Raw genomic sequence first — 23,198 nt, 5'->3', positions numbered from 1 at the left:
TGAAAGGTATGTTTGTTTTAAATAATATATTAGCGTCTGCTGACGAGCGCGGCTTGAAGTTCTATCTGGTAGAATTTTTGGCAGCGGGCATTGCCACGGTGGTCTTTGTTTTTGCCTATCTGGTGCTGCGGTTTTGTTTTCGCAAGCTCAACCTAGACGACCAGAAGTTTTTCAAATGGCCGCTGAAAGACTGGAAGATTCAGAAACAGGTGGTGATGAGCGCGTCTGAGCTGCAGCATGTGCTGAAGGTTGTCGCCACCTGGAGCTACCGGCTGGTTTTGCTGTTGATGTTTTTATTTTATTTGGCGGTCTTGCTCACCGAGTTCCCGCAGACACGCAAATATCCGCTAGCGATTGCGGCTTATATTAAAAAAACCATCATCCAGCTGGGGCGCGATTTTGTCACCTACTTGCCGGATTTGGGATTTGTTTTGATCATTGCGGCGATCACATGGTTTGTCATCCGCGTGGTGCGCTTGCTATTTGAAGGGGTGGCGCGTGGTCGTGTGCAGATTCGTGGATTTTACCCAGACTGGGCAAAACCGACCTTTGTGCTGGTGCGCATCTTGATTGTGGTTTTTGCCCTTGTGGTGATTTTCCCATACTTGCCGGGCGCGGATTCACCTGCGCTGAAAGGACTTTCTTTATTCCTTGGCTTGCTGGTTTCGCTGGGGTCTACATCGGCGATTGCCCATATCATTGGCGGCATCGCGCTGACCTATATGCGCGCCTTTAAAGATGGTGACCGTGTGCGCATTGCCGATACGGAAGGGGATGTGGTGGAAAAATCATTGCTGGTGACGAGGATTCGCACACCTAAAAATGTTGAGATTTCCATCCCAAACTCGATGGTGATGAATAACCACATCGTCAATTATTCCACCCACGCCAAAGTCAACGGGCTGATATTGCACGCTGAGGTGACCATCGGCTACGACGTGCCGTGGCGACAAGTGCACGAGCTCTTGATCGCTTCTGCGCGCGCGGTGGATGACGTGGATGTGGAAAAAGACCCCTTTGTGCTGCAGAAAAGCCTGGATGATTTTTCCGTGCGCTACGAGATCAACTTGTACACCCGACGCCCACGACAAACTGCCAAGATTCTCAGCCAGCTGAGCCAGCAAGTGCAGGATAAATTTGCCGAAGCTGGTGTGGAGATCATGTCGCCAACATTCTCGGCGCTACGTGATGGTAATGCACTCACGCTGCCAGCTGACGCCTTGCCGCAGGATTACCAACCGGGTGGATTTTCCATCAAATCAATTCTCGGCAAATAAGCGATTCCGGAGTTGCTGCATCCACCTGTATTGTTTAGAAATTGGTCATGATTGATATGTTGGTACGACTGCTGGAATTGCCAGCATCAGATGAGTTGGTGAAGCGAGTGGAAGACCAAGGCATCATCATTCGCCGCGCTCGACCGTATGAAAAACATATCGTTGCCAACTGGGCGGAAGAAAATTTTGCGCCGAAGTGGAAAAGCGAGGTAGAGATTGCCTGCACGCGCCAGCCAGTCACTTGTTACATCGCCACTAAAGATAAAAAAATCCTCGGTTTTGCCTGCTACGATTCTACCGCCAAAGCGTACTTTGGGCCTACTGGGGTGAGCGAATCCGCGCGCGGCACTGGCATCGGCAAAGCGCTGTTATTTAAGTGTCTGGAAGGCCTGCGCGAGCAAGGGTACGTCTACGGCATCATCGGCGGTGTGGGGCCAAAAGAATTTTATGAAAAAGCCTGTGGCGCTATCGAAATCCCCGGCTCAGACCCTGGCATCTATGTCGATATTTTGCCGGGCTAGCTGGAAAATTGTAAAAATAAAATTTTGAGACCCATGAAGATTTTACCCATTATCATCTCATTGATGGCAGCCGGCTCAGCTGGCCTCGTTTGTTCGTGCGGCGGCAATGAAGAGGAAGAAAAACCGGTTTCATCTCAGCCACGATCCGTGCTGGTTGGGCGCGTCGCCTCGGTAAATAAACAAGGGCAACACGTGCAAATCCGCCGCTACGGCAGCTGGCGCATTCCTTTTGGGGCAATTGTCACATCGCAAGGAGATAATGGCAGGATGGCTAGCTTACAGCCGTCTCGTGAGCGGCTTGGCGAGTACATTTCAGCCGATATTCGCAGCGGTGAAGTGGAGGTTGGTGACGGTGTTTATGTGATGCAACTAGTTGATAGTGAATCAGAAGCGCAATCATTAACTCCAAAAGTAGCGCCTGGGTTTGGGCCAGTTGAGCCAATGGTGGAGGAAGAATTATAAAAATTTAAAAATGAGGCCGTGCTGAGGCCCTTATTTATAAAGGATTCTTTAATTTTTTAAAAACTTTGACGGAATTGGCTTGTGCCAATGCTTAAGTTTTGTTTATATTTTGATTTGTCAGTAACTCACGGATCATACAACAACCCGATCTGTGGAGCATCAAACTATGAAAGCGAATCCCTCCCAAGAGACGAGACCGTTTGTTGATACCAATCGGCTCGCGGACTTCGTACTGTTTACACAGCGTTCATGTATTCTAAACTTATCAGGCAAGCTCAACAGCGGAAACGTTTCCTTCCCGCAGTTTTTCCTGTTGGCCTACCTCTCTAGCGAAGAATACCTTACTATGTCAGACATCGCCAAAAAGATGGGTCACTCAACCGCCGCTACGACTGGGCTAGTTGATCGACTTGAGAAGCTTGGTTACGTCGAACGTGTGCATGCAGCAGAAGACCGCCGCAAAATCATGGTGCGTATTACCCATAAGGGCACAGAACTCGTCGCGCAGATGCGTGAAGAGATCGCCTCAAACCTATCCACTCTGATGGCTGAGATGGATGAGGAAGAAGCGGAAACTGTTACGCACGCTGATCGCGCTATCGCAGGAAAAATTCTGTAAGAAAAAAGTATCAGACAGCCAAGGAAGCTTGGCTTAGTCGGGCTCTGTGTCTACCATTTCGGCATGACGCAGAAGCCCGATTTTTTATTGCCCATGATGGCGGATGGACTGGTGCGCGCCGATTTTGTTGCGCGTGTAGCGGGAGTGGAAACATCAACCGACCGCGAGGCCACATTGGCTAAGCTCAAACCGACTCACGAAAAGGCGGTGAAAAAGCTCGGCTACAAGTGGAGTCAACTGCGCCGCGCCGAGCAAGTACATGGCAATCAGGTAGCGGTAGCGTATCACAAAACCGAGCCGATAGCAGTTGGTGCGGATGCGTTGATTTCTAATGACTCCAAGGTGGTGCTGGGGATTTACGTGGCTGATTGCGGCGTGATTTATTTCTACGACCAGCGCACGGGAGCGATTGGGCTAGCGCATTCGGGAAAAAAGGGGACGGAACAAAATATCTGCGCGGCCACGATTGCCGCCATGGAGGAAAATTTTAAAACTCGTGCGGAAGATTTGGTTGTGGTTTTAGGCCCGTGCATTCGTCCGCCGCATTACGAGGTAGATATTGCTGCGCAAATCCGTGACCAGGCGATGGCAGCTGGCGTTTTAGATTTCCATTACCACGATTGCCAGCTGGATACAGCGGGTGATTTGGGGAAATTCTACAGCTACCGCGTGGAAGAAGGCAATACTGGTCGCATGCTGGCATTGCTTGCGCGCGAAGATTAATCCAGCTGGACGAGGAGAAGATGAAAGTAGAACTTAACCAGCTGGCCGACGGCAGCTATCACATTTTTGCGCCCGCCAAGATCAACTTATCGCTGCGCATTTTACGCAAGCGTGACGATGGATTTCACGAGCTAGAAACCGTGATGGCGCCATTGGCATTTGGTGATCGCTTGAAAATTTCCCCAGCTGACAGCTACCAGCTGGAGTGTTCAGATCCCACCGTGCCTACGGGTGAAGATAATCTAGTAACGATGGCGGTGCGTGCCTTTCAGCAGAAAACTGGCGCGCCGTGCAACTGGCGCATCCAGCTGGAAAAACAAACACCGCACGGAGCAGGGCTCGGCGGCGGCAGCTCAGATGCCGCATCTGCGGTGCTGGCGCTCAACCAGCTGGAAAATACTCAGCTCAGCGAAGGTGAAATGGCTGAGCTGGTTGGCCAGTTTGGCTCAGATACCTCATTTTTCATCTACCGCAGTCACGCGCTATGTCGCGGTCGCGGCGAACAGGTCGAGCCAGTTGCCGCTGGCCAGCCAGTTGCCGTTTTATTGCTCAAACCAAATTTCCCGGTCTCTACGCCAGATGCTTACAAACGCTGGCAGGGGTCGCGTGAGCTGGATGGGGTGCCGTATGGCGCGCAATCATTTGGCGGCTACCAGCTAGTCAATGATCTGGAGCGACCAGTATTTGAAAAGCATCTCTTCCTGGCTCAAGTAAAACTCTGGCTGCTCGAGCAAGATGAGGTGGGCGCTGCCATGATGAGTGGCTCAGGGTCGACGATGCTGGCATTTCTGCATGATGGTGCCGATGGTGAAGCGCTTGCCAAACGCGCTTGTGAGCAGCTCGACCCGTATATGTGGTCGCTGGTCACTGAGGTGGTTGTTTAGAAATCTCTACCCAGCTGGATCATTTTGCGGTCCGGCTGGGTGATTTGTTATTGGCTCATGGCGGCGCGTGCCGGTGTGGCGATGAGTTTCACGCCGTTGAGGGTGGCATGGGGTAAGGTGGCTCTATTACAGCTGGCAAAAGCAGCGGTGGCGGCGATGGATCGCCGCAGTCCAAAGCCTGCGACCGATCTCGTGGTACTGATATAATGGTGCGAAGCTGAGCTGAGAAATGCATGAGAATTGTGCATCTGTCTAGACAGCAAAAAACCTGCCAATCGATTTCTCGAAATGCCAGGTTAAATGGTCGGGGAGACAGGATTCGAACCTGCGACATCTGCGTCCCAAACGCAGCGCTCTACCAAGCTGAGCTACTCCCCGCTGGCCTTGCGGCGGCGGGAAACTGCACTGAATATTGCGTTTGCGCAAGAAAAAACGGCATCGATTTCTGATTAATTTTTCAGCCCACTGAAAATCAATGGCTTCCGCGGTCGATTTTCTTTTTGCACGCGTCTCACAGTCGGCTGGCAAAAACGCTGACAATGTTTTTTCTTATTCAGCTAGATTGTTATTTGACCTATGCGGCAAGCTGATTATTCTGCCGCGGCCATGTCTAATGCCAAACACGTATTATTTGTATGTACTGGAAATACCTGCCGCAGCCCAATGGCTGAGGCAATGCTTCGCGATGCTCTGGGCTCAGATGAATCTATCACTGTGGGATCAGCTGGGGTAGCTGCCATGGACGGCCAGCCAGCTAGCGAGGAAACTCAAGAGATTTTGCGTGGTCGTGATATCGACCCAAGTTGCCTGCGCAGCACAATGGTGAACGAGGAAATCCTCGAAGAATCTACCGCTGTGATTGCTATGACCAACTCACACCTGAGCTTGCTGCTGCGCGCCTACCCACAGTTTGAAGGTCGTTACTGCCTGCTGGGTGATTTCATTGGCGGCGGCGAAGTGCCAGACCCAATCGGCCTCGGCATGCACGCCTACGAGCAGGTTGCGCGTGTATTTGAATCTGCTATGCCAGAAATCATTGACGCTTTGCATTACAGCGACTAAAAGCTGTGCCTCTCAAATCCCATGCAAAACCAACGCTTAGCTCAGGAAAAAATGCGCCAGATTGGCGACTTGTTTGCCATCGGTGGCAAATTTGTCTCAGGCGAAGAAATTCAGACAGGATTAATCAATACCAGCGTCTGCCTGAGTTATGTGGAGGATGATGGGGTGATCAGGCGCTATTTGATCCAGCGCATTAATGAGCAGGTTTTTCCACGTCCTGGCGATGTGATGCAAAACATCAAGCGGGTGACACGTCACGTCAATGACCGCGTCTTGCGCTCAAAACGTGACTTCAGCGGACAGAGCTTGAATTTGTGCCCAGCTAAGACTGGAGAAGTCTACGCCGGCGGGCCCAATGGCGGCACGTGGCGTTGTTATCGATTCATCGAGGGTTGCCGCACTTACGATCAGGTGCAAAATGAACATCAAGCGTATCAAGCGGCTTATGCATTTGGCGCTTTTTCTGATCTGCTCAGCGATCTCGACCCAACTTTGATTGTTGAGACGATTCCCGATTTTCACCACACGCCAAAACGCTACCAGCAGCTGGTGGAGGCAGTGGAGAATGATGTCGCCGGCAGGGTGAAATCCGTCCAGCCAGAGCTGGAGTTTCTCGCCAGCCAGCGCGAACAGCTTTCTCGCCTCGTGGACATGCAGGCTGAAGGCATTTTGCCGGTGCGCATTGTGCACAATGATACCAAAATCAACAACGTGATGATCAATGCGGAGACCGATGAAGCGGTTTGCGTGATTGATCTTGATACGGTGATGCCCGGCGTCTCGCTCTACGACTTTGGCGACATGGTGCGTTCAGCTGCTAATGAGACCGCTGAGGACGACGGCTGCATTGAAAATGTCGGTTTATCCATGCCCATTTTCAAAGCGATGGTGAATGGTTACCTAGATGCCTGCCCGTCGCTCACCGCAGAAGAAATCAACGAGATGGTCTTTTCGGTGAAACTTTGCGCGCTCGAGCTTTGTACACGATTCCTCGCCGATTACCTCAATGGGGATGTTTATTTCAAAACCACCCGCGAACATCACAACCTCGACCGCGCTCGCAATCAGCTACGATTAGCCCAGTGCGTGGATGAGTCATCCAAGGAGATGCAGGGCGTTGTAAAGGTGCGACTTGCGAGTTAAATTTACTTAAAATAAGTAAGCGCGTTTAGTCTTCCATTTCAGCTGGCTTATTTTTTCTCCAGCTCAAGTATCGAGCGCTCAAACATGACGCGAGCGTCGGTGAGATCAAGTTCGTCAGCGTACTCGTGCAGGGCGCGATAGCGGGTGAGTAGATCAGAACCTGTCGCCCAGCTCACCTTGGCCACGCATTCGGGGCAGTTGTAAATTGGTCGCCTATCGGATTCATCCAGGCTATTGCTGCCAGCCATCAGGCATTCGTATGCCGTGCAGTGACGCATGGTGAGCATGTGGCTAGTTTCGTGGCACGCCACTTGAATCGTGCGGCGCAGGCATTGATGATAGGCTTCAGCGGAATCATCAGGATTGCCAAATCGGCGCAGCGACCACACGCCGACGCGGTTTCGTGTCGACGCCTGCCCAAAAACATAATTCCAGCCATCTCCCGGGTACAAGTCTTCGGCGGTGAAGGCGATGGTGGCGAGCGCATTTTTTGGCAGCTGCGGTTTCAGTAGCTGATGGAGAATGTATTTGGTATGAAGTTGCAGTTGGTTGCCGTGATTGCGGCGCGCATTTGCTGGGATTTTTTCGAGTCCAATAGCTGGTTTGGTGATCACGGTGAGGCCAAAATAAATCTGCATGTATTGCACCGTCTGCTGCACAATCTTCAGCTGGCTCGGGGTGAATTCGCCCAGCGGCTGGACGTATAATATCTGTCGATAGCCAGATGGCTTGACTGGATTACTGCGCACGTATTCTACAAATGTCTGACCCGGTTCTTTGTGCGTGGCTAGCCAGTCGCCCGGTTTTGGCGGGCCCATTTTTTTATGTAAGGGTGCCAGCTTTTCTATCAATGGAAGGTAGCTGGCTGGCTCTGGTGATTGCGCATGCAGGCAGTGAATCCATGCCAGAAATGAATATAGAGAAATGAAGGTTAGCTGTAGAGATCTCATCATAAATCAATTAGTTGCGAATTCTAATCATTTCTAGCAGAGTCTGATAGCCTGTCAATCATCCGTGCGCTGCAGCGCCAAATAGCTATGCATACATAGAGCTGGGCTTTCCGCCGATCTATAACGGGCGTTTGTTGCAACGTGATAGAATGTTTGCTAAATGCAACCATTCAGATAGATTTTGTTATCTAATCGAATTAGCTATCTATGAAATCAATAATCGCACTCATTCCGTTGTTCATTTTATCGCCAATCACAGCTCACGCTCAGCTACTTAGTGAGGAGCCTAGTCTGGAAACATATGAAACCATGGCAAAGAATGGGGATGTGGAAGCGATGGTCTCAGCTGGGCTCGCCTACCATCTTGGCGATGGTGTTAAGCAGGATTACAAGGCGGCAATGACTTGGTATTTGATGGCCTTTGAGAAAGCTGACGGAGATGCGTTAAATAATATCGGTGTGATGTACCGCGATGGGCTAGGGGTTTCTAAAAACCCGAAAATTGCTTATCTGCTGTTTTTGGCGGTTCACATGAATGGGCTCGGGTCTGAGGCTACTCAATATCGCGCTGGCGGAAATTTGAATAAGCTCATGCCAAGCATGAAAGAAGATGAAATCTACGAGGCTCTATCTTATACATGGGCTTATGTTCTACAGGTCGTTAAAAGCCGCGGTGAAGATTTATCAACTGATGAAGATGTGCTGCCTAGCGCTGAGAATGTGAGGATTCGCGACAACGACTGGTGGCTAGACAGCGAAAAGAAGCAAATGAACTTCGAGTCACCCGCACCATGGAATAAATCTAAGTAAGTTCTGCCCAGAAAGGAAGCCGCCAGAGCTAGCTGCGTCACCAACTGCCAAATCCACTTTGCGGCTCACCAACTCGCGTGCAACTGAAGATTTTCCCAGCTGGAATGCTGCGCAGCCATCTAGCCAGAATCAGCTTGTATAATGGGGGATTCGTGATTATGTCGTGGCCGAGTTCATGAAGCAGGAAATTGAAACCATTCAAGCCGAGGCGCTGAGCGCTATTGGAGCCGCCGAGAATCAAGCCCAGCTTGAAGAGGCGCGCATTGCGATTTTAGGAAAAAAAGGCAAGCTCACTGGAGCTGCAGCTGGCATGCGCCACCTGTCTAAAGAGGAAAAACCTGCCGCTGGCCAGATGCTGAATGAAGCACGCCAGGCGATTTCAGCTGCGCTGGACGAAAAGCAAGTCGTTCTGCAGGAAAAAGCTGACGAGTTGCTGGTAGCTGGAGTGGATATGACCATGCCTGCCGCTGAGCTGGCTGCTGGTGGACTTCACCCGCTGACGATTGTTAAAGATCGTGCCATCCAGATTCTTCGCCGCATGGGCTTTGCTCTCGCTGAAGGTCCTGAGATTGAAGATGAATTTCATTGTTTTGACGCGCTGAATACTCCGCAAGACCACCCAGCGCGTAACGAGAAAGATACTTTCTATTTTGATAGCGGCAAACTGCTGCGCACCCACACATCTAGCGTGCAGATCCGCACGATGGAAAAAGCCAAGCCGCCAGTGCGCATCATCGCGCCGGGCTCAGCCTACCGTCGTGACGATATCGATGCCACTCACCACTGTGTTTTCAACCAGCTGGAAGGCCTGTTTGTTGCTGAAGATGTAAAACTTGGCGACCTCAAGGGCACGCTCGAGTTCTTCCTGCGCCACATGTTTGGCGAGAAGACTGAAGTTCGCTTCCGTCCGCATTTCTTCCCGTTCACCGAGCCTAGCTTCGAGATTGATGTGAAATTGCACGTCAAAGGCGAAGAGCCAAAGTGGATCGAAGTCGCTGGCTGCGGCATGGTGGATCCAGCGGTATTTGATTCCATCAATGCTGGTCGTAAAGACGAGCTGTTCGACTCTGAGAAAGTGACTGGTTTTGCTTTTGGCATGGGCCTCGACCGCCTCGCCATGATCCAGTGGGGGATTAAAGATATCCGTCTGCTGATCGAGAACGACGCCCGATTCCTCAAGCAATTTTCATAATTTCTAGCTGGCTCGACTTGCCAGCTGACCCGAGCGCGGCCACCTTGCCGCGCTCGTTTTTATCCCGCTCAAACATCTTACCGACCCGCATCCATGCAAGATCCAAACTTTGTCCGCAAGGCATTCAGTAAAATTGCCGACCGCTACGTGCTGACCAATCATGTGCTCAGCATGGGCACGGATATTTTGTGGCGCAAAAAAGTCGGTCGCATCGTCAAAGCGTGGCAACCAAAATCTGTGCTCGATGTGGCTACTGGCACGGGTGACTTGGCGTTGGAAATCCAAGACCGCTGCCCAGATGCCGAGGTGACTGGATCTGATTTTTGCGCCGAAATGCTCGCCCATGCCACTAGCCGTGGGGTGGCAAAAACATTAGTGGCTGACGCGCTCGACATGCCATTTGATGACAATAGCTTTGATGTGCTTACGGTTGCTTTTGGTCTACGCAACATGGCTAGCTACCCAGATGCGCTGAAGGAAATGCAGCGGGTGATCAAGCCAGGCGGGCATCTATTGGTGCTCGATTTCTCACTGCCAACCGGCATTCTGCGCGGGCCATATCGTTGGTATCTCAATAAAGTTTTGCCAAAAATCGCTGGCCTGCTGACCGGCGAAATGGGCGCTTACGATTACCTCGCGGGGTCAATCGAGCAATTCCCAAGCGGCAAAGACATGACTGACATGATTGAAGCCAATGGATTTGCCGACGCCGAGTGGTTGCCGCTGAGCTTTGGTGTCGCCTCTGTCTACACTGCAGAAAAACCAGCTAAGTAGGCAATTTCCAGCTAGCTGGAGGCATTGTAATCTAGCGGGGAAATCTCAATCCACCTTGGCGGCCACTTCGCTAGGTGATTTCTGTTTTGCGCAATACTCAGCCGGATTCTCGCTGAACGCGCAGATTTGATTCACCAGCTGGATGCCAGCTTGTAGAAAGAGATCGTCGTGGTTAGCGCCGTCTATCAGCAGCAATGATTTAGCGTGCTGGTATTGGGAAAATAACTTTCCGCTGTGCCAGCTGGCGATGGTTTTATCGTCCGTGCCATGAATTAATAATAGCGGGCAGCTGACTGATTTTAGATGCACGTCATTGCGGAATTTATCGCCGGGGAAAATTGGCCAGCGAGTGGCCACTTTGAACGCGCTGGTGAAGCTGGAAATTAAGATTAATCCGCGGCATTCGTGCTGGCTGGCTAGCCAGCTAGACGGTCCACCGCCGACCGAGCGACCAATGATGACAATGCGATCGGCTGAGATGTTTTGTTCCTTTGTGAGGAATTGATAGGCAGCCTCGATGGCGGCAAAACAAGATTCCTCCGTCGGCGCGCCAGTGCTTTGTCCGTAGCCAGGGTAATCGTAGCTAGCCACACCAAACCCACGCAGCTGGTAGTCGACTAATAAGTCGGGCATGAAGCTGAGGTCTTCCGCATTGCCGTGTGACCATAAAATGACTGGTTGATCATCGCTAGCTGGCGCGCGGTAGTAGATGCAGATATCATCGCCATTGGTTGATTTGATTAGGCTGTGGTGCGGGCGCGGTAGCTCGTAGCGGCTTGGCTTGACCGGAAAGATGAAAAAATTAGGTGCGAACAGGCCTATGCATAGGAAAATCAGGTAGATGATGATAACTGAGCGGATGAGCCGCTTCCACGACAGCTCACCGATGATGTATTTCCTCCACGCGGAGTGATTTTCAGCCATGCCTTAACAATAGGTGGGTTAGGGTGATAGGTGAAGTGAAATTTAAACTTCGCAGCGAGCTGATGGGCGCGAGAGCAGGTGATTGCAACAATGGCTGGGGATTATAATATGCTGAAATTGACCAGGGAATTATCTTTTTGTGCATGCAAACAATAACAAATACCCTGATTGCCCCAGCGACCCCTAACTGCAAAACTCAACATTGGTTAGTCACTGATGGTGGCGTGGAATTTACCGAAACCTTCGGTCCGCGGACGTACAAGAAAATGCACATCGACTGGGCTGATATTGTCAGCACAGACGCGCGCTCTATCACCCTGAAAGATAAATCACGCATCCTTGTGAACTTAGATAATTTTGGTGATCGAGGTGAGCAAGGGCGCCGCGAGTTTATTCTGGAGCTGCGTGAGAAGTGGCAGGATAGCGGTGCGGCTAGCTGGCTGGAGAACGAGACGCGGAAAATCAACCGTCAGCGACGTGTATTTTCGCTCTATCTGCCACTGCTAACATTCTGCACCATGATCTTGCCGTGGGCATTGATTCAGCTGCTGTATTTTTGCGCCGCACTGAGCGTGGGGGAATATCTCGTCGAGCCTGAGTTTGGCCTCAGGTTTGTTATGCTCGGCGGCATCAGCATGGTGGTTAGCTGGCTCTTTCATTACACCTGCATCCAGCCGCAATTAGATAATCTACAGCGCCAGATCGAATCTCGCGTTAGGAAATGATAATGACTGAAATCAATAATCCAGCTGGGGCGATGATGAGAAAGAGACGACTTAAAGCAATGAGGATTTCACTATCTCTTTGGCGCGCGCATAGTCTTCGTTAGCAATGATGATGGAGAAGTTAGTTGCGCAGCCAGACGAACAACTCTGGTCAACAGAGACGTCGAAGCCGAGGCCTGCTTGCTCGAATTTGGGCACTAACTTCTTGGTTTCAAAATGGCTAAAGGTGCCGAGCGGACGGGCGCCAGCATCATCATGTTCTAGCTGCGCTTGCGCTGGCTGGTCGCCATCAATCGCTTCGGCGACCCATTGGTAGCCAGCCACGGCATTTTTTGGGTTTTGCAAAAATGCCTTCACGATCTGAAAACTTTGCTCTTCGTCTAGCGGCTGAGTTAGCACGCTAACATGCTCGTCGCCAGCGAGTAGGTGCTCGATCTGAATGAACCCGCCGTCTAGCGAAAACCCTTGAATCATGTCGCCAGCGTGAGTGTGGATGTTGAACCAGGTTTCATCACCGCTAGGCAGCATTTTTAGGATCGCTTGGATCTCTTCGTCTTTGCCGTGGAAGGCTAACTCGCGGCCCGTGAAAATCAGTTGCATGCGACGCATTTCAGTTTCTAACGTCGATCTGCGCAAGCAGGAAAGCTGGTGAATTTTTGCCCAGCGCGCCAGCTAGTTAGAGTGAGCAGACTTAAAATGGCTGCTCAGGTTTGCCAACGATCACCTCGCCAGCAGCTGAGAAGGTGAAACATTGACTGCTGGCGGTGCCACCGTCGCCAGCTGGCACTTCTACAATCACACATTTACCGTCAGCTGATAGAGTCACGCCGCCAGCCATAATGTGTCCGTCAAAAGAAAAATCTGCATGCGGCATGATGACATGAGCAATCAACTCGCGCGGCGCAGAGATGGTTTTTTCGCCAAATTGAACGGTGAGCTGGCTGAGATGAGTGCGTGGGTTTTCTTTATTGGGCAGCTGGCTGTCCCAGCCAATGCATTCGATGCCTTCGATGGTTGGCAATACGTAGCTCGGCTCGTGACCGGAGTTATCTACTTTGTAATCCGTGGTTTTGTATGCCGCGGGATCAAATACAGCCGACGACATGGTGACGATGATTTTCTCCTCATTGATCACTGCGGAAAAGACAACTTGATTGTCTATCGTAGCAATCTCGCCAGCTGGCGCGAGCTGGATAGTTAGGGCAATCAAAGCAAGGCATAATGTGGAAGCATTCATGGATTGATATTTCTAGCCAGCTAGCTGATAGGGCCAAGCTTAATGTCGAGCATGGCGATAGATTTTCAGAGATCATCATGATGATAACTATTCCTCTGGCGTTTTACTCTATAGTTAGGCCTGAGGAAGCAAGGCGTCATCGCTTGTTTATGCAACAGCGGAGGCAAGCTGACGCGCTACTTAAGGAGTAAAGCTGGGGAGCCAGCTAGCTAGATTGGCCAAATTTTTGATTTTTCGTGCGGATAAGATTCTGATCTTTGCGCGCTGGCTGATCTGTGCTAACGGTGACGTCTATTTTATAAACTTTATGAAACTCGAAACACTCTGCCTCCATGGTGGTCACCAGCCGGACCCGGTGACCAACTCACGTGCCGTTCCTATCTATCGCACTAGCTCATTTGTATTTAACTCTACTGAGCATGCGGCTAACTTATTTGCACTTAAAGAGCTGGGGAATATTTACACCCGCCTGATGAACCCAACGACAGACGTGCTAGAAAAGCGCGTGGCCCTACTAGAAGGCGCGCCAGAATTGGGCGGGCTGGCTGTTTCTTCAGGTACTTCTGGAATTTTCTACTCTATCATCAACCTAGCTGAAGCGGGTGATAACATCGTTTCTGCACAGAACCTCTACGGCGGTACTTATACGCAGTTTAAGGATATCCTGCCAAAGATGGGCATCAACGTGAACTTTGTCGATTCCCGTGATCCGCAGAATTTTGCCGCGGCGATTGATGAAAATACCCGCGCGCTTTTCTGCGAGGTGGTTTCTAATCCAGCGTTAGAAATTGCTGACCTTGAGGCGATTGCCAAAGTGGCCCACGACCACGGTCTGCCGCTCATCGTTGACGCCACATTCTCCACGCCATACCTCAACCGTCCGCTAGATTTTGGTGCTGACATCGTCGTGCACTCCATGACCAAGTGGTTTGGCGGTCACGGCACAGCCATTGGCGGTCTGGTGGTTGATTCTGGAAAATTCAACTGGGGGGCAGGCAAGCACCCATTGTTTGACGAGCCAGATAGTTCCTACCACGGACTCCGTTGGGGGCACGATCTGCCTGAGCCGCTGGCGCCATTAGCATTCATTTTGCGCATGCGTACTGGACCATTGCGTAACCTCGGCGCATGCATCGCACCTGACAATGCGTGGCAGCTTCTGCAGGGCGTGGAAACATTGCCGCTGCGTGTGGAGAGGCATTGTGAGAACTCACTAGCAGTCGCTAAATTCCTCCAACAGCAAGAGCTGGTAGAGTGGGTGAGATACCCAGGACTGGAAGACGACCCTGAATACGAGCGCAACCAGAAGTACCTCAAAGGCAAAGGTGGCGGCATGGTTGTCTTTGAAATCAAAGGCGGCGCAGAAGCGGGTAAAAAACTCATCGAAGGGCTCAAATTGTTCAGCCACCTCGCTAACGTTGGTGATGCCAAGAGCTTGGCCATTCACCCGTCTACTACTACTCACAGCCAGATGAGTGAAGAGCAGCAAGCAGCTGGCGGTATCACGCCGGGGCTCATCCGTCTGAGCGTGGGCATCGAGCACATCGACGATATTCTCGCCGACCTCAAGCAGGCGATCGAAGTGAGCGCTAGCTAGTCGAATCTATTTAAAAAAATAACCACCGTTGCGGTCGGCTCTGTGAGCTCTGGCGTGACGGTGGTTTTTGATTTCCAGCTGGAATGTGAAATTGGCTAGCTGCCTATGGATCAACGGTGAGAACTTTGCCGTCTTTGTAGATCACTACTTTGTGACCGAGCCTGCGTTTGCGCTCGATCATTTTTTCTGCAGCGCGGTTGGCTGCGGCTTGAGCACGACGTCCAACCTCATCCATCTTGACTGGTGGAGATCCATTGTTGAGTGGTTTGTAATCAGAATTTTCCTGAATCATGGTCGCGTTTGAGTTGATCTATAGAGACGTTAACATGGCTGTTGATGATTTCGAGCGGATATTTTTCAGCGTTCCAGAAATACCAATGATCTGCCAGCTTGAGGTAATGATCAAAAACCAGCTGCATGATTCTCGGGTAGCGTCGGTAAATATCCTTTTTGGGGACATCGTGCCCACCTTCGATGACGCGCTGTTGGACGCGTTGATACGATTCTTCGGCTGATGGCAGCCAGAGAAAATGAAATTCGATCTGGTATCCAAGTCGTTTTGCCTCGTTCAGGTACTTAAGGTAAGTTTTTCCGCTAAGTGTCGATTCTAGCGCAAATGATTGGCGTTTGAGTAGATGACTTTTTAGGTTTTTGAGCAATATTCTGCCAGCTTGAAGTTGGCCAGCTGAACTATCAAATGGCGAGATCCCACGCGCAATTTCATCAGAGTTAAGAAATCTGAGGCAGTTGGCTTCATTGGGTAGGTACTCTTTGGCGAAGGTGGTTTTCCCTGAGCCATTCGGGCCGCCAATGAGAAATAATGTTGGTCGGGTCACTGTAGCAGTTTTGGCCATGAGTGATTGAGAAGCAAGATCATTTAAGTCGTGGCTTTAGTTAAACCGCTGAGCTATTTGTGATAAATTACAGGTTCTGTGTGTTTGACATGGTTAATCTACTCGCTCAGATATGGAACATGTGTTTAGCTAGGATCGCAACGACCGTCACTTTGATTGCCAGCTCGGCTGTAATTTCTTCAGCTGATGATCAGCTGCTTGATGCCATCCAGCACGTTTATCGTCACGGTTACTCAGACAGCCAGATGGATAAACAATCGCGGCAGACAATCCACGTCTATTACCGGCACGGCGAGAGTTATGTTTTTGTGGCTGGTTACGACAGCCTAGCTGAAGCCAGAGAAATCCACTCTGAGTTGCAGCTGGATGTGGGTGAATTGCCCAAATCTGAGTTAAGTAAAATATTGCCGCCTACGCTTGGTCGCAGCTGGGCGGATGGAACTTTTAAAGTAACACAACCAGCTAGAATTGCGGAAATGACAAGATATGTAGCAGGTGAACATGTCTTGGGTAAATCACCAGTGCCTGCGCTCGATCCTAGTTGGGCGGATGGGCATTTCAGAGTGATGCAGCCAGCTGGCAGTGAGTAGATTTGTAATTATTGCTAATTTTCCATTTTTTGGGATTTTGCCGATTAGAGATCGATGGTAAAGCCAATGCATGCGCTACGCAGAAAAGCTTGAAAAACGAATTGTAGATACGGGTGCTCGTCTATGTGTGGGAATCGATCCACGCCCAGAGCTGTCAGGAGGCATTGAAAATGTGCCAGAATTTTTGCGTCGTTTGGTTGGTGAGACCGCTGAGTACGCTGCTGCTTTCAAGCCAAACATGGCGTATTTTGAAGCCATGGGCCTGCGCGGACTGGAGATTTTAGAAGAAATGCTGGGTGAAATGCCCAAAGAAGTGCCAGTGATTTTGGATGCCAAGCGCTCTGACATTGGCGAGACGCAGAAATACTACGCGAAGTCGTATTTTGAAAACTGGGACGTGGATGCGGTGACGCTGAACCCGTTTCTCGGCTACGATTCAATCGAGCCATTTCTCAACTGGGAAGGAAAGGGAATTTACCTGCTAGCGGTGACCTCAAATGCCGGCAGTGCTGATTTTCAGCGTCAGAAACTCGCTGACGGCCGCTACGTCTTTGAGCTGGTGCAAGAACTTGCTGTGCGTGCGGTTGCAGAAAAATCAGCCACTGACGTTGGTTTTGTGGTTGGCCTGACTAATGCGAGCTCAGAAGTGCTCGATCGCATCATGGATGCGCCACTGCTGATCCCTGGTCTCGGTGCTCAGGGTGGTGATCTCGACAGCCTAGCTGGACGCGGTCGCACAGCTCCAGACACGGTGAATGTTTCCCGTGGCATCAGCTATAATGAGATGGATCGTAGTTTTGCAGACAAAGCCCAAGAATGGCATGCGCTGCTGTCTCTCTAATCGAGGGCAAATGATTTCGAACAGCATCTAGCTAAATGTAACTGGATTGCTGTTAAAAATGTGTATAGATTGGCGCTGTGAGGTTTATTAACTGGAATTCAAAGCTGGCGATGGCTGCAGGGGTATCAACGATCCTGTGTGGCCCGCTGTCAGCTCAAGATTTGCCCCCGGGGGTTGAATTTGTACCTAAACCTCGCACGGTGGAAGAACCCGCCGAGCCAGAGACACAAACACCTGCGGCTCCCGCCGCCACTCCAGCTACTCCGGCTCAGCCAGCAGCCCCGGTGACTCCAAGCACTGCGGCTCCAGCTAGTCAGCCGGTAGCTGATGAAGAAAAGCCGGTTCAGCCGCAGATTGTTGAGCCAGCAGTCGTTCCCGTTTCTACCCCTGAAGAGGTGGCTGAGGTGGAGAATCCTGAACCCGCTGAAGTAGAACCAGCGGCTCCAGCTGAAATCAGCGTGGATACTGCGCCAGCCGTGGTTGAGGTGGTTGAAAAACCACAACCCAATGCATTACCATTAGGCAATGCCTCACCAAAGCTGAAAACGCAGACCGTCAGCCTAGAGGCCAAGGTGGATGAAGATGCCATGGCCGAACCTGAGCTGGATCCCATTCTTAAAGAATTTTCAGCTGATCCGAATGACGACGAGGGCCTCGGCGCCGATCAAGGGGCGCTGCGTGTGCGACCAAATGCTCGCGCCATCACACTTTCCATTCCAGCGCCGCGCGGCCAAATCATCGACCGCAATGGCGTGCCGATGGCGCAAAACCGCGTCGTTTGGTATCCAGCAATCAAGTACCCACAGTTTGACAACCCAAGCAAAGAATTTGTTATCAACTGGGGCCGCGAGCGCCTGAATAAACTCAACGAGATCTTCATGGTCAACTGGGAGCTCAGTGATGATGCGCTGTGGCAACATTACCGCCATCGCCGCTGGCTAGCTTATCCATTTACCAAAATCGTCGAGGAAGAAGAACTTGATGTGATCAAAGAGCAGTTGATTCCCGGGCTGATTTTGCAAGCACGTTACGCTCGCTACTACCCAGGCAATGATTCGGCCTGTCACATTCTCGGCTACGTGGGCGCTTCAGGGAAATTGGAAAGCGGACCAATCAACTACGGCGATCCATTATTTGAATTCAGCGAAGGACGCGCTGGGTTTGAAAAACTTTTCAACGACGAGCTCACGGGCAAACCTGGCCTGAAGCGATTGATTTACGATTCCGACGGCAGCGAGCGCCTTAACGAGCTGGCGCGGCGACCAAAACCGGGCGGCACGGTAGTGACCACGCTGGATGCGCGCTGGCAAAAACACGCCGAGGACGTGCTCAAAGAATACTCAGACCGCGGCGCATTTGTGGTCATCGACATCCACACCGGCGAAGTTCTCGCGATGGCATCGCGTCCGGGTTTTGACCTCAATGATTTCATTCCATTTGTTTCTACCAAAACTTTCACCGCGCTGAAGGAAGATCCGGGTCGCCCGCTGTATGCGCGTGCGTTCCAGGCCAGCTACCCGCCAGCATCTACCTTCAAACCTATCGTTGCGCTAGCTGCGCTGTCTGAAGGTGTGATTGGTGAATTCACCTTAATCAACTGCCCGATTGCCATCCAGATCGGCAACCACCTATTCCACAACTGGAACCGCAAAGTGGCGGAAGGGGACATCGACGTGAAGCGCGCGATTGCTAGATCATGTAATACCTGGTTTTACCAAGTAGGCATCCGTTCGGGCCCAACATCATTCCTCTCGCTAGCTAGACGTCTCGGCTACGGCAAAAAAACCGGCCTGCCGCTGATTGGCGAAACATCAGGATTGGTGCCCACTGGTGAGTGGATGCGCAAACATCACGGTCGCCGCATCATGGATGGTGATACCGCCAACTTGTCCATTGGTCAGGGGGTTCTGCTGGCGTCGCCACTGCAGGTGGCTCACGGCATGGCTGGCTTAGGTAGCGGTGTGGCATTGCCAAAACTTCACCTGATCAAGCAGATTCAGGATGTGAATGGTCGAGTCCTTGAGGCTGCTATGCCTGACGAGCAAAATAAACTTTATGTCGATCCACGATCCGCAGACATCGTCAAAGATGGCATGCGCGAGGTGGTCAATGAACCGTGGGGCACAGGTAAAAGTGCCGCGCTCGATTTTGCTGTGGTGGCTGGTAAAACCGGTACCGCACAGTGGGGGCCAGAAAGCAAAAACCAACGACTTGCTTGGTTTGCTGGTTTCTTCCCATTTGAGAACCCACGCTACGCGTATGCTGTGCTCTACGAGGGTAGACCAAACGAGCAGCTATCCGGTGGTCGCAAAGCGGCACCAATGGTGAAGGCATTTTTCAACGAATTCAAAGACGAAATCAAAGCAACCATCCAGCCACCGCCGCGCGCGATGGTGATCGAAGAAGAGATCGAGATGGCTGAAGAAGACATCATTCGCGAGGTGAATACTGCGCAGCGTGCTGTTTTGGTTGATGAAGACGAAGATGGTGAAACCAGCATCTTTGGCGGCGGCGACCAGCCAATTCCGCTCGCTCCAGCTGGACGTGCCATTTTGATCGAAGAATAATATTTATGACCTCGGTCAGCTGGAATCCATCCGGCTGGCCGAGTTGCTTATTCGCAGTCGCGCTAACTTCTCATCGCGCCTGACAATTGCTTGTATAATATTGCATTGAGCTCTGCTGATAGGTCGTTATATTGGTTCTAGTGAACCTCAAAGACCAGATGCCAAAATCCCAGCCGGAGTGGACCAAACCCGGCATGAAGTTGATCTTTTCCGGGCTTGTTGCCATCGCGCCCTTAGTGGCGACTATCTGGCTAGTTGTCTTTTTGTACCGCATCCTGCTGCGCATCGGTGAGGTGATCATTGATGGTTTATTGATTGCCCTGAATGCCACGGTGATTCGGCTGCTGAACCTGAGGCCGCTGGATTTGGAATTTCCCGGCGCAGACATCCTGCATTTCCTGCTGCCCATTATCTTGTTATTTGTCATTGGCCTGGCGCTGAGAAAATCAGCTGGCCGCAAATCACTTCAGCTCGCTGAGCGCATTGTCGAAAAATTACCTATCTTTGGTTTTGTGCTCACCACCTTCAAGCAGGTTGTTGATGCGGTCGAAGGACTCGGCGGCGAGAAAGATCGATTCAAAAGCGTCGCGTATATCGAGTATCCAAATTCTGGCCACCGCATGATTGGATTTGTCACGGGGAATTATTTCGACAAGCAAACCGGCAAAGATGTGACCGCTGTATTTGTGCCCACTAGCCCGAACCCAATGACTGGATTTGTCGTGGTGGTGGATGACGACAAAGTCTACGACAGTGACATGTCACTAGAAGAAGCGAGCAAGCTGGTATTTTCCGCTGGTCTCGTGGCGCCACAAAAATTCGACGCTGGCCGCAGCCATACAAATGAGTAATTTGTGCGCAAGCTGTAGCCGCAGATGACTTGACCACATAAATGACTCGCTGTACCAATGTGTCATGACGACCACTAAGATCATTCGCACTGCGTTAGGAGCACTGTCATTGTCCTTGCTCGCCCCATCAGCTCTAGCTGATCTTTGGGTATTTACCTCGCCATCTGAGTCAAAAGAAATCGTGCGCTATCGCATGGATGAACAGACTGGTGAACTCAGTGATCGCACGACTTTTGCCACTCCGCACACACCTTGGGCGATGGCTACTGATCCAGCTGGCAATGTGCTTTATGTTGTATTTCGCGATGACAAAAAAGTAGGCAGCTATACCATCAAAGAAGGATCTGGTGTGCTGGAGGAAATGAATGTCGCATCAATTGACGCTCAGCTGGCCTACATTTCTATCGACCAAGCTGGCCTGTACCTATTTGGCGCGAGCTATAAAGAGGGGCAAATCACCATCAATAAGCTGGGCGATTTTGGCGACATCATCGAAGAAGAGGCACAGCAAATTGCTGCCCCTAAGCAAGTTCACGCATTTGAGATCGACCTCAACAACCGCTACGCGTACGCGCCAACTTGTGGATCCAATACCATCGAATGTTTCCAATTTAATACCGAGACTGGCGAGCTGAAGCCGCAGAGCACAGCGTCCGTCGCGGTGGATGAATCACTGGCTCCACGCCACTTGCGATTCAGCCCGAACGAGAAATTCCTCTACACGTCCAACCAAAAAGGTGGCAGCTTGAGCTCATTTAGCTACTCAGAAGAAACCGGCGCGCTTGAGCTAGTGGATACCGCATCGTCACTGCCAGCTGGATTTGAGGGCAAAAACCACAGCTCAGACGTACAGGTGACCAGCAATGGGAAATTTGCCTACGTAGGCAACCGCGGACCAAATTCCATCGGCATGTTCCAGCTGGATACCGAGTCAGGCAAGATCACCGCAACTGGCCAGCAGGACATTGGTGACGTGACTCGTTCATTCACCATCACACCGGATGATAAATTTATGGTTGTCGCGGGCCACGAATCAGGCGAACTTCAAGTTCACGCCATTGATGAAAACTCTGGCAAACTCAGTCATTTGAAAAATTATCCAGCCGGTAAAGGTCTGATGTGGGTGCTCACAGCACCAGTCAAACCTGAGCCAGCCCATTAACTCACAAACAAATCACCCCTCCCACACTTCACCCTACCATGAGCCACAGAATAGCGGCTAGGTCTGCGCGTGCCGCGCAGGCTATAGCTATGTTAAAAGAATTGCAGCGGAAATTTTCCGCTGGCCTGCAGGAAGTTTTTGCCAATCACGGTGAGCTCACCGTTTTCGAGCCAATTGAATGGCTGCGCGACGGCGGCGCCCACGGTGGTGGCGTACGACTCGCTCATTCTGGCAATGGCCAGCTCAATCGTGGCTCAGTAAATATTTCACAAGTCCACTACGAAGATGATGATGCGCGTCAGCTGGCTTCGGCAAACGCGCTGTCGACCATCATTCATCCGCGTCCAGCGCTGGCGCCATCCATGCACATGCACATTTCTTGGACGGAAATGAAGTGTGGCCACGGATACTGGCGCATCATGGCGGATCTCAATCCAAGCAATCTCATCGAAGAGGATAGGGAGGCATTTCTGCAGGCGCTCAAAGACTGCGCGGGAGATCATTTCCACGAAGGGTCACACCAGGGAGATAAATACTTTTTCATTCCAGCTCTAGACCGCCATCGCGGCGTCGCTCATTTTTACCTCGAGCAATATGCCACCGACGATGAAGCCGAAGACTTTGCTCTAGCTCGCCAGCTTGGTGAAACTGTCATCGCCACATATCTGCAAATCCTCGACCGCAGGCTCAGCCAGCCAGCTGATGAGAAACAAAAACAAACGCAGCTGGATTACCATACACTTTATCTATTCCAGGTGCTCACGCTCGACCGCGGCACCACCTCTGGCCTGATGGTGCATAACCAAAATGACGTCGGCATCATGGGATCGCTGCCAGCTGAGGTGAATGGCAAACTTCTCGCCAGCTGGGCAAAAAAAGTGCCTCAGCCACAAGATCAGCTAGTTAATGCGCTGGTAGAAATCCTCGGCAATGACGAGCGTGTCGCCGTCGGTGATGAACAAAAAATCCAGCTAGCAGCTGCGGTGCGCGCGCATTACAAAAGCCACCCAGATGCCATCAAACTGCAGGCATCTGGCAACCTGCTGCCACCAACGGTGAAAAATCACAGCAGCTAAGCATAGAGCTTATTGCCAGCAACTGCTAGTAGTTGAGTCATCGTGTCGTAGCTGGAAGGATTGCCGCACAGGACAAATGAATTTAATCCTAAAAACGCCAACCGAGCTCAGCTCACTCGGCGTTTTTTTGAGATATTGACCTCTTTTTCAGCAAGCTAGCTAAATTACTTACGCGTTGAAGCCCAGTGACCAACAATCTAGCTAGCTGGAATGTTGAATCTACATTTGGGGTAAAAATTTAGCGACTCCAGCTAACAAAATGTTACGATTGGAGGTTGTGTTCCTGATAGATTGTTGCTAAACTTGTTTTGTCCTATGGACTAGGAAAGGTTTGATGATTATATGAATAACATAAGT

At 51.1% G+C, this 23,198-nt stretch carries 26 protein-coding genes and 1 tRNA gene; 19 read left to right on the top strand and 8 right to left on the bottom strand.

The genetic code is table 11. The features are described from left to right. The first annotated feature begins 8 nt into the window (after positions 1–8). The 6 genes from JIN82_RS10310 to ispE all read left to right on the top strand — a co-directional run bounded on the left by JIN82_RS10310 (position 9) and on the right by ispE (position 4,486). Positions 9–1,277, top strand: a complete 1,269-nt coding sequence (locus JIN82_RS10310) for a mechanosensitive ion channel family protein (protein WP_200311543.1) — start codon at positions 9–11, stop codon at positions 1,275–1,277. Positions 1,278–1,324: 47 nt separating this feature from the next. Then, on the top strand, positions 1,325–1,798 hold the full coding sequence (locus JIN82_RS10305; protein ID WP_200311542.1) for a GNAT family N-acetyltransferase: 474 nt from the start codon (positions 1,325–1,327) through the stop codon (positions 1,796–1,798). Between the two features lie 33 nt (positions 1,799–1,831). After that, positions 1,832–2,260, top strand: a complete 429-nt coding sequence (locus JIN82_RS10300; RefSeq protein ID WP_200311541.1) for a hypothetical protein — start codon at positions 1,832–1,834, stop codon at positions 2,258–2,260. Positions 2,261–2,426: 166 nt separating this feature from the next. Continuing rightward, positions 2,427–2,879 carry a MarR family winged helix-turn-helix transcriptional regulator gene (locus JIN82_RS10295; RefSeq protein WP_200311540.1) on the top strand — a complete coding sequence of 151 codons (453 nt, stop codon included), beginning with the start codon at positions 2,427–2,429 and terminating at the stop codon, positions 2,877–2,879. 63 nt (positions 2,880–2,942) lie between these two features. Beyond that, positions 2,943–3,602, top strand: coding sequence for a purine nucleoside phosphorylase YfiH/LACC1 family protein (locus tag JIN82_RS10290; protein ID WP_200311539.1), 660 nt, complete (start codon positions 2,943–2,945; stop codon positions 3,600–3,602). Positions 3,603–3,622: 20 nt separating this feature from the next. Beyond that, positions 3,623–4,486 carry a 4-(cytidine 5'-diphospho)-2-C-methyl-D-erythritol kinase gene (gene ispE / locus JIN82_RS10285; protein WP_200311538.1) on the top strand — a complete coding sequence of 288 codons (864 nt, stop codon included), beginning with the start codon at positions 3,623–3,625 and terminating at the stop codon, positions 4,484–4,486. Between the two features lie 47 nt (positions 4,487–4,533). Here ispE and JIN82_RS17225 read toward each other — a convergent pair whose 3' ends face one another. After that, positions 4,534–4,734, bottom strand: coding sequence for a hypothetical protein (locus tag JIN82_RS17225; protein WP_234041903.1), 201 nt, complete (start codon positions 4,732–4,734; stop codon positions 4,534–4,536). A 53-nt stretch (positions 4,735–4,787) separates the two neighbouring features. After that, positions 4,788–4,864, bottom strand: a tRNA-Pro gene (locus JIN82_RS10280). A 228-nt stretch (positions 4,865–5,092) separates the two neighbouring features. On the opposite strand from JIN82_RS10280, the gene JIN82_RS10275 reads away from it, so the two are divergent. Together JIN82_RS10275 and JIN82_RS10270 are read left to right on the top strand one after the other, a co-directional pair. Further along, positions 5,093–5,548, top strand: coding sequence for a low molecular weight protein arginine phosphatase (locus JIN82_RS10275; protein ID WP_200311537.1), 456 nt, complete (start codon positions 5,093–5,095; stop codon positions 5,546–5,548). Positions 5,549–5,569: 21 nt separating this feature from the next. Continuing rightward, on the top strand, positions 5,570–6,691 hold the full coding sequence (locus JIN82_RS10270) for a phosphotransferase enzyme family protein (protein WP_200311536.1): 1,122 nt from the start codon (positions 5,570–5,572) through the stop codon (positions 6,689–6,691). A gap of 47 nt (positions 6,692–6,738) precedes the next feature. Here JIN82_RS10270 and JIN82_RS10265 read toward each other — a convergent pair whose 3' ends face one another. After that, the gene (locus JIN82_RS10265; RefSeq protein ID WP_200311535.1) at positions 6,739–7,644 is read right to left on the bottom strand and encodes an archaemetzincin; all 906 of its coding nucleotides are present in this window, start codon (positions 7,642–7,644) and stop codon (positions 6,739–6,741) included. A 204-nt stretch (positions 7,645–7,848) separates the two neighbouring features. Here JIN82_RS10265 and JIN82_RS10260 point away from each other — a divergent pair, with 204 nt between their 5' ends. The 3 genes from JIN82_RS10260 to JIN82_RS10250 all read left to right on the top strand — a co-directional run bounded on the left by JIN82_RS10260 (position 7,849) and on the right by JIN82_RS10250 (position 10,417). Next, positions 7,849–8,451, top strand: a complete 603-nt coding sequence (locus tag JIN82_RS10260; protein ID WP_200311534.1) for a tetratricopeptide repeat protein — start codon at positions 7,849–7,851, stop codon at positions 8,449–8,451. Between the two features lie 175 nt (positions 8,452–8,626). Beyond that, complete coding sequence (pheS, locus tag JIN82_RS10255) at positions 8,627–9,643, top strand: phenylalanine--tRNA ligase subunit alpha (protein ID WP_200311533.1); 1,017 nt, start codon at positions 8,627–8,629, stop codon at positions 9,641–9,643. Between the two features lie 93 nt (positions 9,644–9,736). After that, positions 9,737–10,417: a ubiquinone/menaquinone biosynthesis methyltransferase gene (locus JIN82_RS10250; RefSeq protein WP_200311532.1), complete on the top strand. Its 681-nt coding sequence runs from the start codon at positions 9,737–9,739 to the stop codon at positions 10,415–10,417. A gap of 45 nt (positions 10,418–10,462) precedes the next feature. Here the strand turns inward: JIN82_RS10250 and JIN82_RS10245 are convergent, their stop codons facing one another. Then, positions 10,463–11,341, bottom strand: a complete 879-nt coding sequence (locus JIN82_RS10245; protein WP_200311531.1) for an alpha/beta hydrolase — start codon at positions 11,339–11,341, stop codon at positions 10,463–10,465. 143 nt (positions 11,342–11,484) lie between these two features. On the opposite strand from JIN82_RS10245, the gene JIN82_RS10240 reads away from it, so the two are divergent. Continuing rightward, positions 11,485–12,066 (top strand): hypothetical protein, encoded by a 582-nt coding sequence (locus tag JIN82_RS10240; protein WP_200311530.1) that lies wholly within the window; start codon positions 11,485–11,487, stop codon positions 12,064–12,066. A 51-nt stretch (positions 12,067–12,117) separates the two neighbouring features. Here the strand turns inward: JIN82_RS10240 and JIN82_RS10235 are convergent, their stop codons facing one another. Both JIN82_RS10235 and JIN82_RS10230 read right to left on the bottom strand, forming a co-directional pair. Beyond that, a complete protein-coding gene (locus tag JIN82_RS10235) occupies positions 12,118–12,666 on the bottom strand; it encodes a hypothetical protein (RefSeq protein WP_200311529.1) in 549 nt (182 codons plus the stop codon). Between the two features lie 91 nt (positions 12,667–12,757). Beyond that, a complete protein-coding gene (locus JIN82_RS10230) occupies positions 12,758–13,303 on the bottom strand; it encodes a hypothetical protein (protein ID WP_200311528.1) in 546 nt (181 codons plus the stop codon). A gap of 307 nt (positions 13,304–13,610) precedes the next feature. Between JIN82_RS10230 and JIN82_RS10225 the strand changes: the two genes are divergently transcribed. Next, positions 13,611–14,900 (top strand): O-acetylhomoserine aminocarboxypropyltransferase/cysteine synthase family protein, encoded by a 1,290-nt coding sequence (locus JIN82_RS10225; protein ID WP_200311527.1) that lies wholly within the window; start codon positions 13,611–13,613, stop codon positions 14,898–14,900. A 103-nt stretch (positions 14,901–15,003) separates the two neighbouring features. Here the strand turns inward: JIN82_RS10225 and JIN82_RS10220 are convergent, their stop codons facing one another. Both JIN82_RS10220 and JIN82_RS10215 read right to left on the bottom strand, forming a co-directional pair. Beyond that, positions 15,004–15,192, bottom strand: a complete 189-nt coding sequence (locus JIN82_RS10220) for a hypothetical protein (RefSeq protein WP_200311526.1) — start codon at positions 15,190–15,192, stop codon at positions 15,004–15,006. Further along, entirely contained in the window at positions 15,173–15,754 is a 582-nt protein-coding gene (locus tag JIN82_RS10215; protein ID WP_200311525.1) for an ATPase, read from the bottom strand. Before JIN82_RS10215 ends, JIN82_RS10220 begins: the two co-directional genes overlap by 20 nt. A gap of 119 nt (positions 15,755–15,873) precedes the next feature. On the opposite strand from JIN82_RS10215, the gene JIN82_RS10210 reads away from it, so the two are divergent. The 6 genes from JIN82_RS10210 to JIN82_RS10185 all read left to right on the top strand — a co-directional run bounded on the left by JIN82_RS10210 (position 15,874) and on the right by JIN82_RS10185 (position 22,841). Then, positions 15,874–16,344 (top strand): hypothetical protein, encoded by a 471-nt coding sequence (locus JIN82_RS10210; RefSeq protein WP_234041902.1) that lies wholly within the window; start codon positions 15,874–15,876, stop codon positions 16,342–16,344. A gap of 70 nt (positions 16,345–16,414) precedes the next feature. Beyond that, positions 16,415–17,185, top strand: coding sequence for an orotidine-5'-phosphate decarboxylase (gene pyrF / locus JIN82_RS10205; protein WP_200311523.1), 771 nt, complete (start codon positions 16,415–16,417; stop codon positions 17,183–17,185). 110 nt (positions 17,186–17,295) lie between these two features. Next, entirely contained in the window at positions 17,296–19,752 is a 2,457-nt protein-coding gene (locus JIN82_RS10200; protein WP_234041901.1) for a penicillin-binding transpeptidase domain-containing protein, read from the top strand. A 140-nt stretch (positions 19,753–19,892) separates the two neighbouring features. Beyond that, positions 19,893–20,603, top strand: coding sequence for a DUF502 domain-containing protein (locus JIN82_RS10195; protein ID WP_325099495.1), 711 nt, complete (start codon positions 19,893–19,895; stop codon positions 20,601–20,603). A gap of 64 nt (positions 20,604–20,667) precedes the next feature. Next, positions 20,668–21,765, top strand: coding sequence for a lactonase family protein (locus JIN82_RS10190; protein WP_200311520.1), 1,098 nt, complete (start codon positions 20,668–20,670; stop codon positions 21,763–21,765). 89 nt (positions 21,766–21,854) lie between these two features. Beyond that, the gene (locus JIN82_RS10185) at positions 21,855–22,841 is read left to right on the top strand and encodes a coproporphyrinogen III oxidase (RefSeq protein WP_200311519.1); all 987 of its coding nucleotides are present in this window, start codon (positions 21,855–21,857) and stop codon (positions 22,839–22,841) included. Positions 22,842–23,198: the final 357 nt, after the last annotated feature.

Source organism: Persicirhabdus sediminis (assembly GCF_016595495.1).
Classification (GTDB): domain Bacteria; phylum Verrucomicrobiota; class Verrucomicrobiia; order Verrucomicrobiales; family Akkermansiaceae; genus Persicirhabdus; species Persicirhabdus sediminis.
The sequence above is the reverse complement of the archived record's forward strand: the minus strand, read 5'-3'. Positions and strand labels throughout refer to the sequence as shown.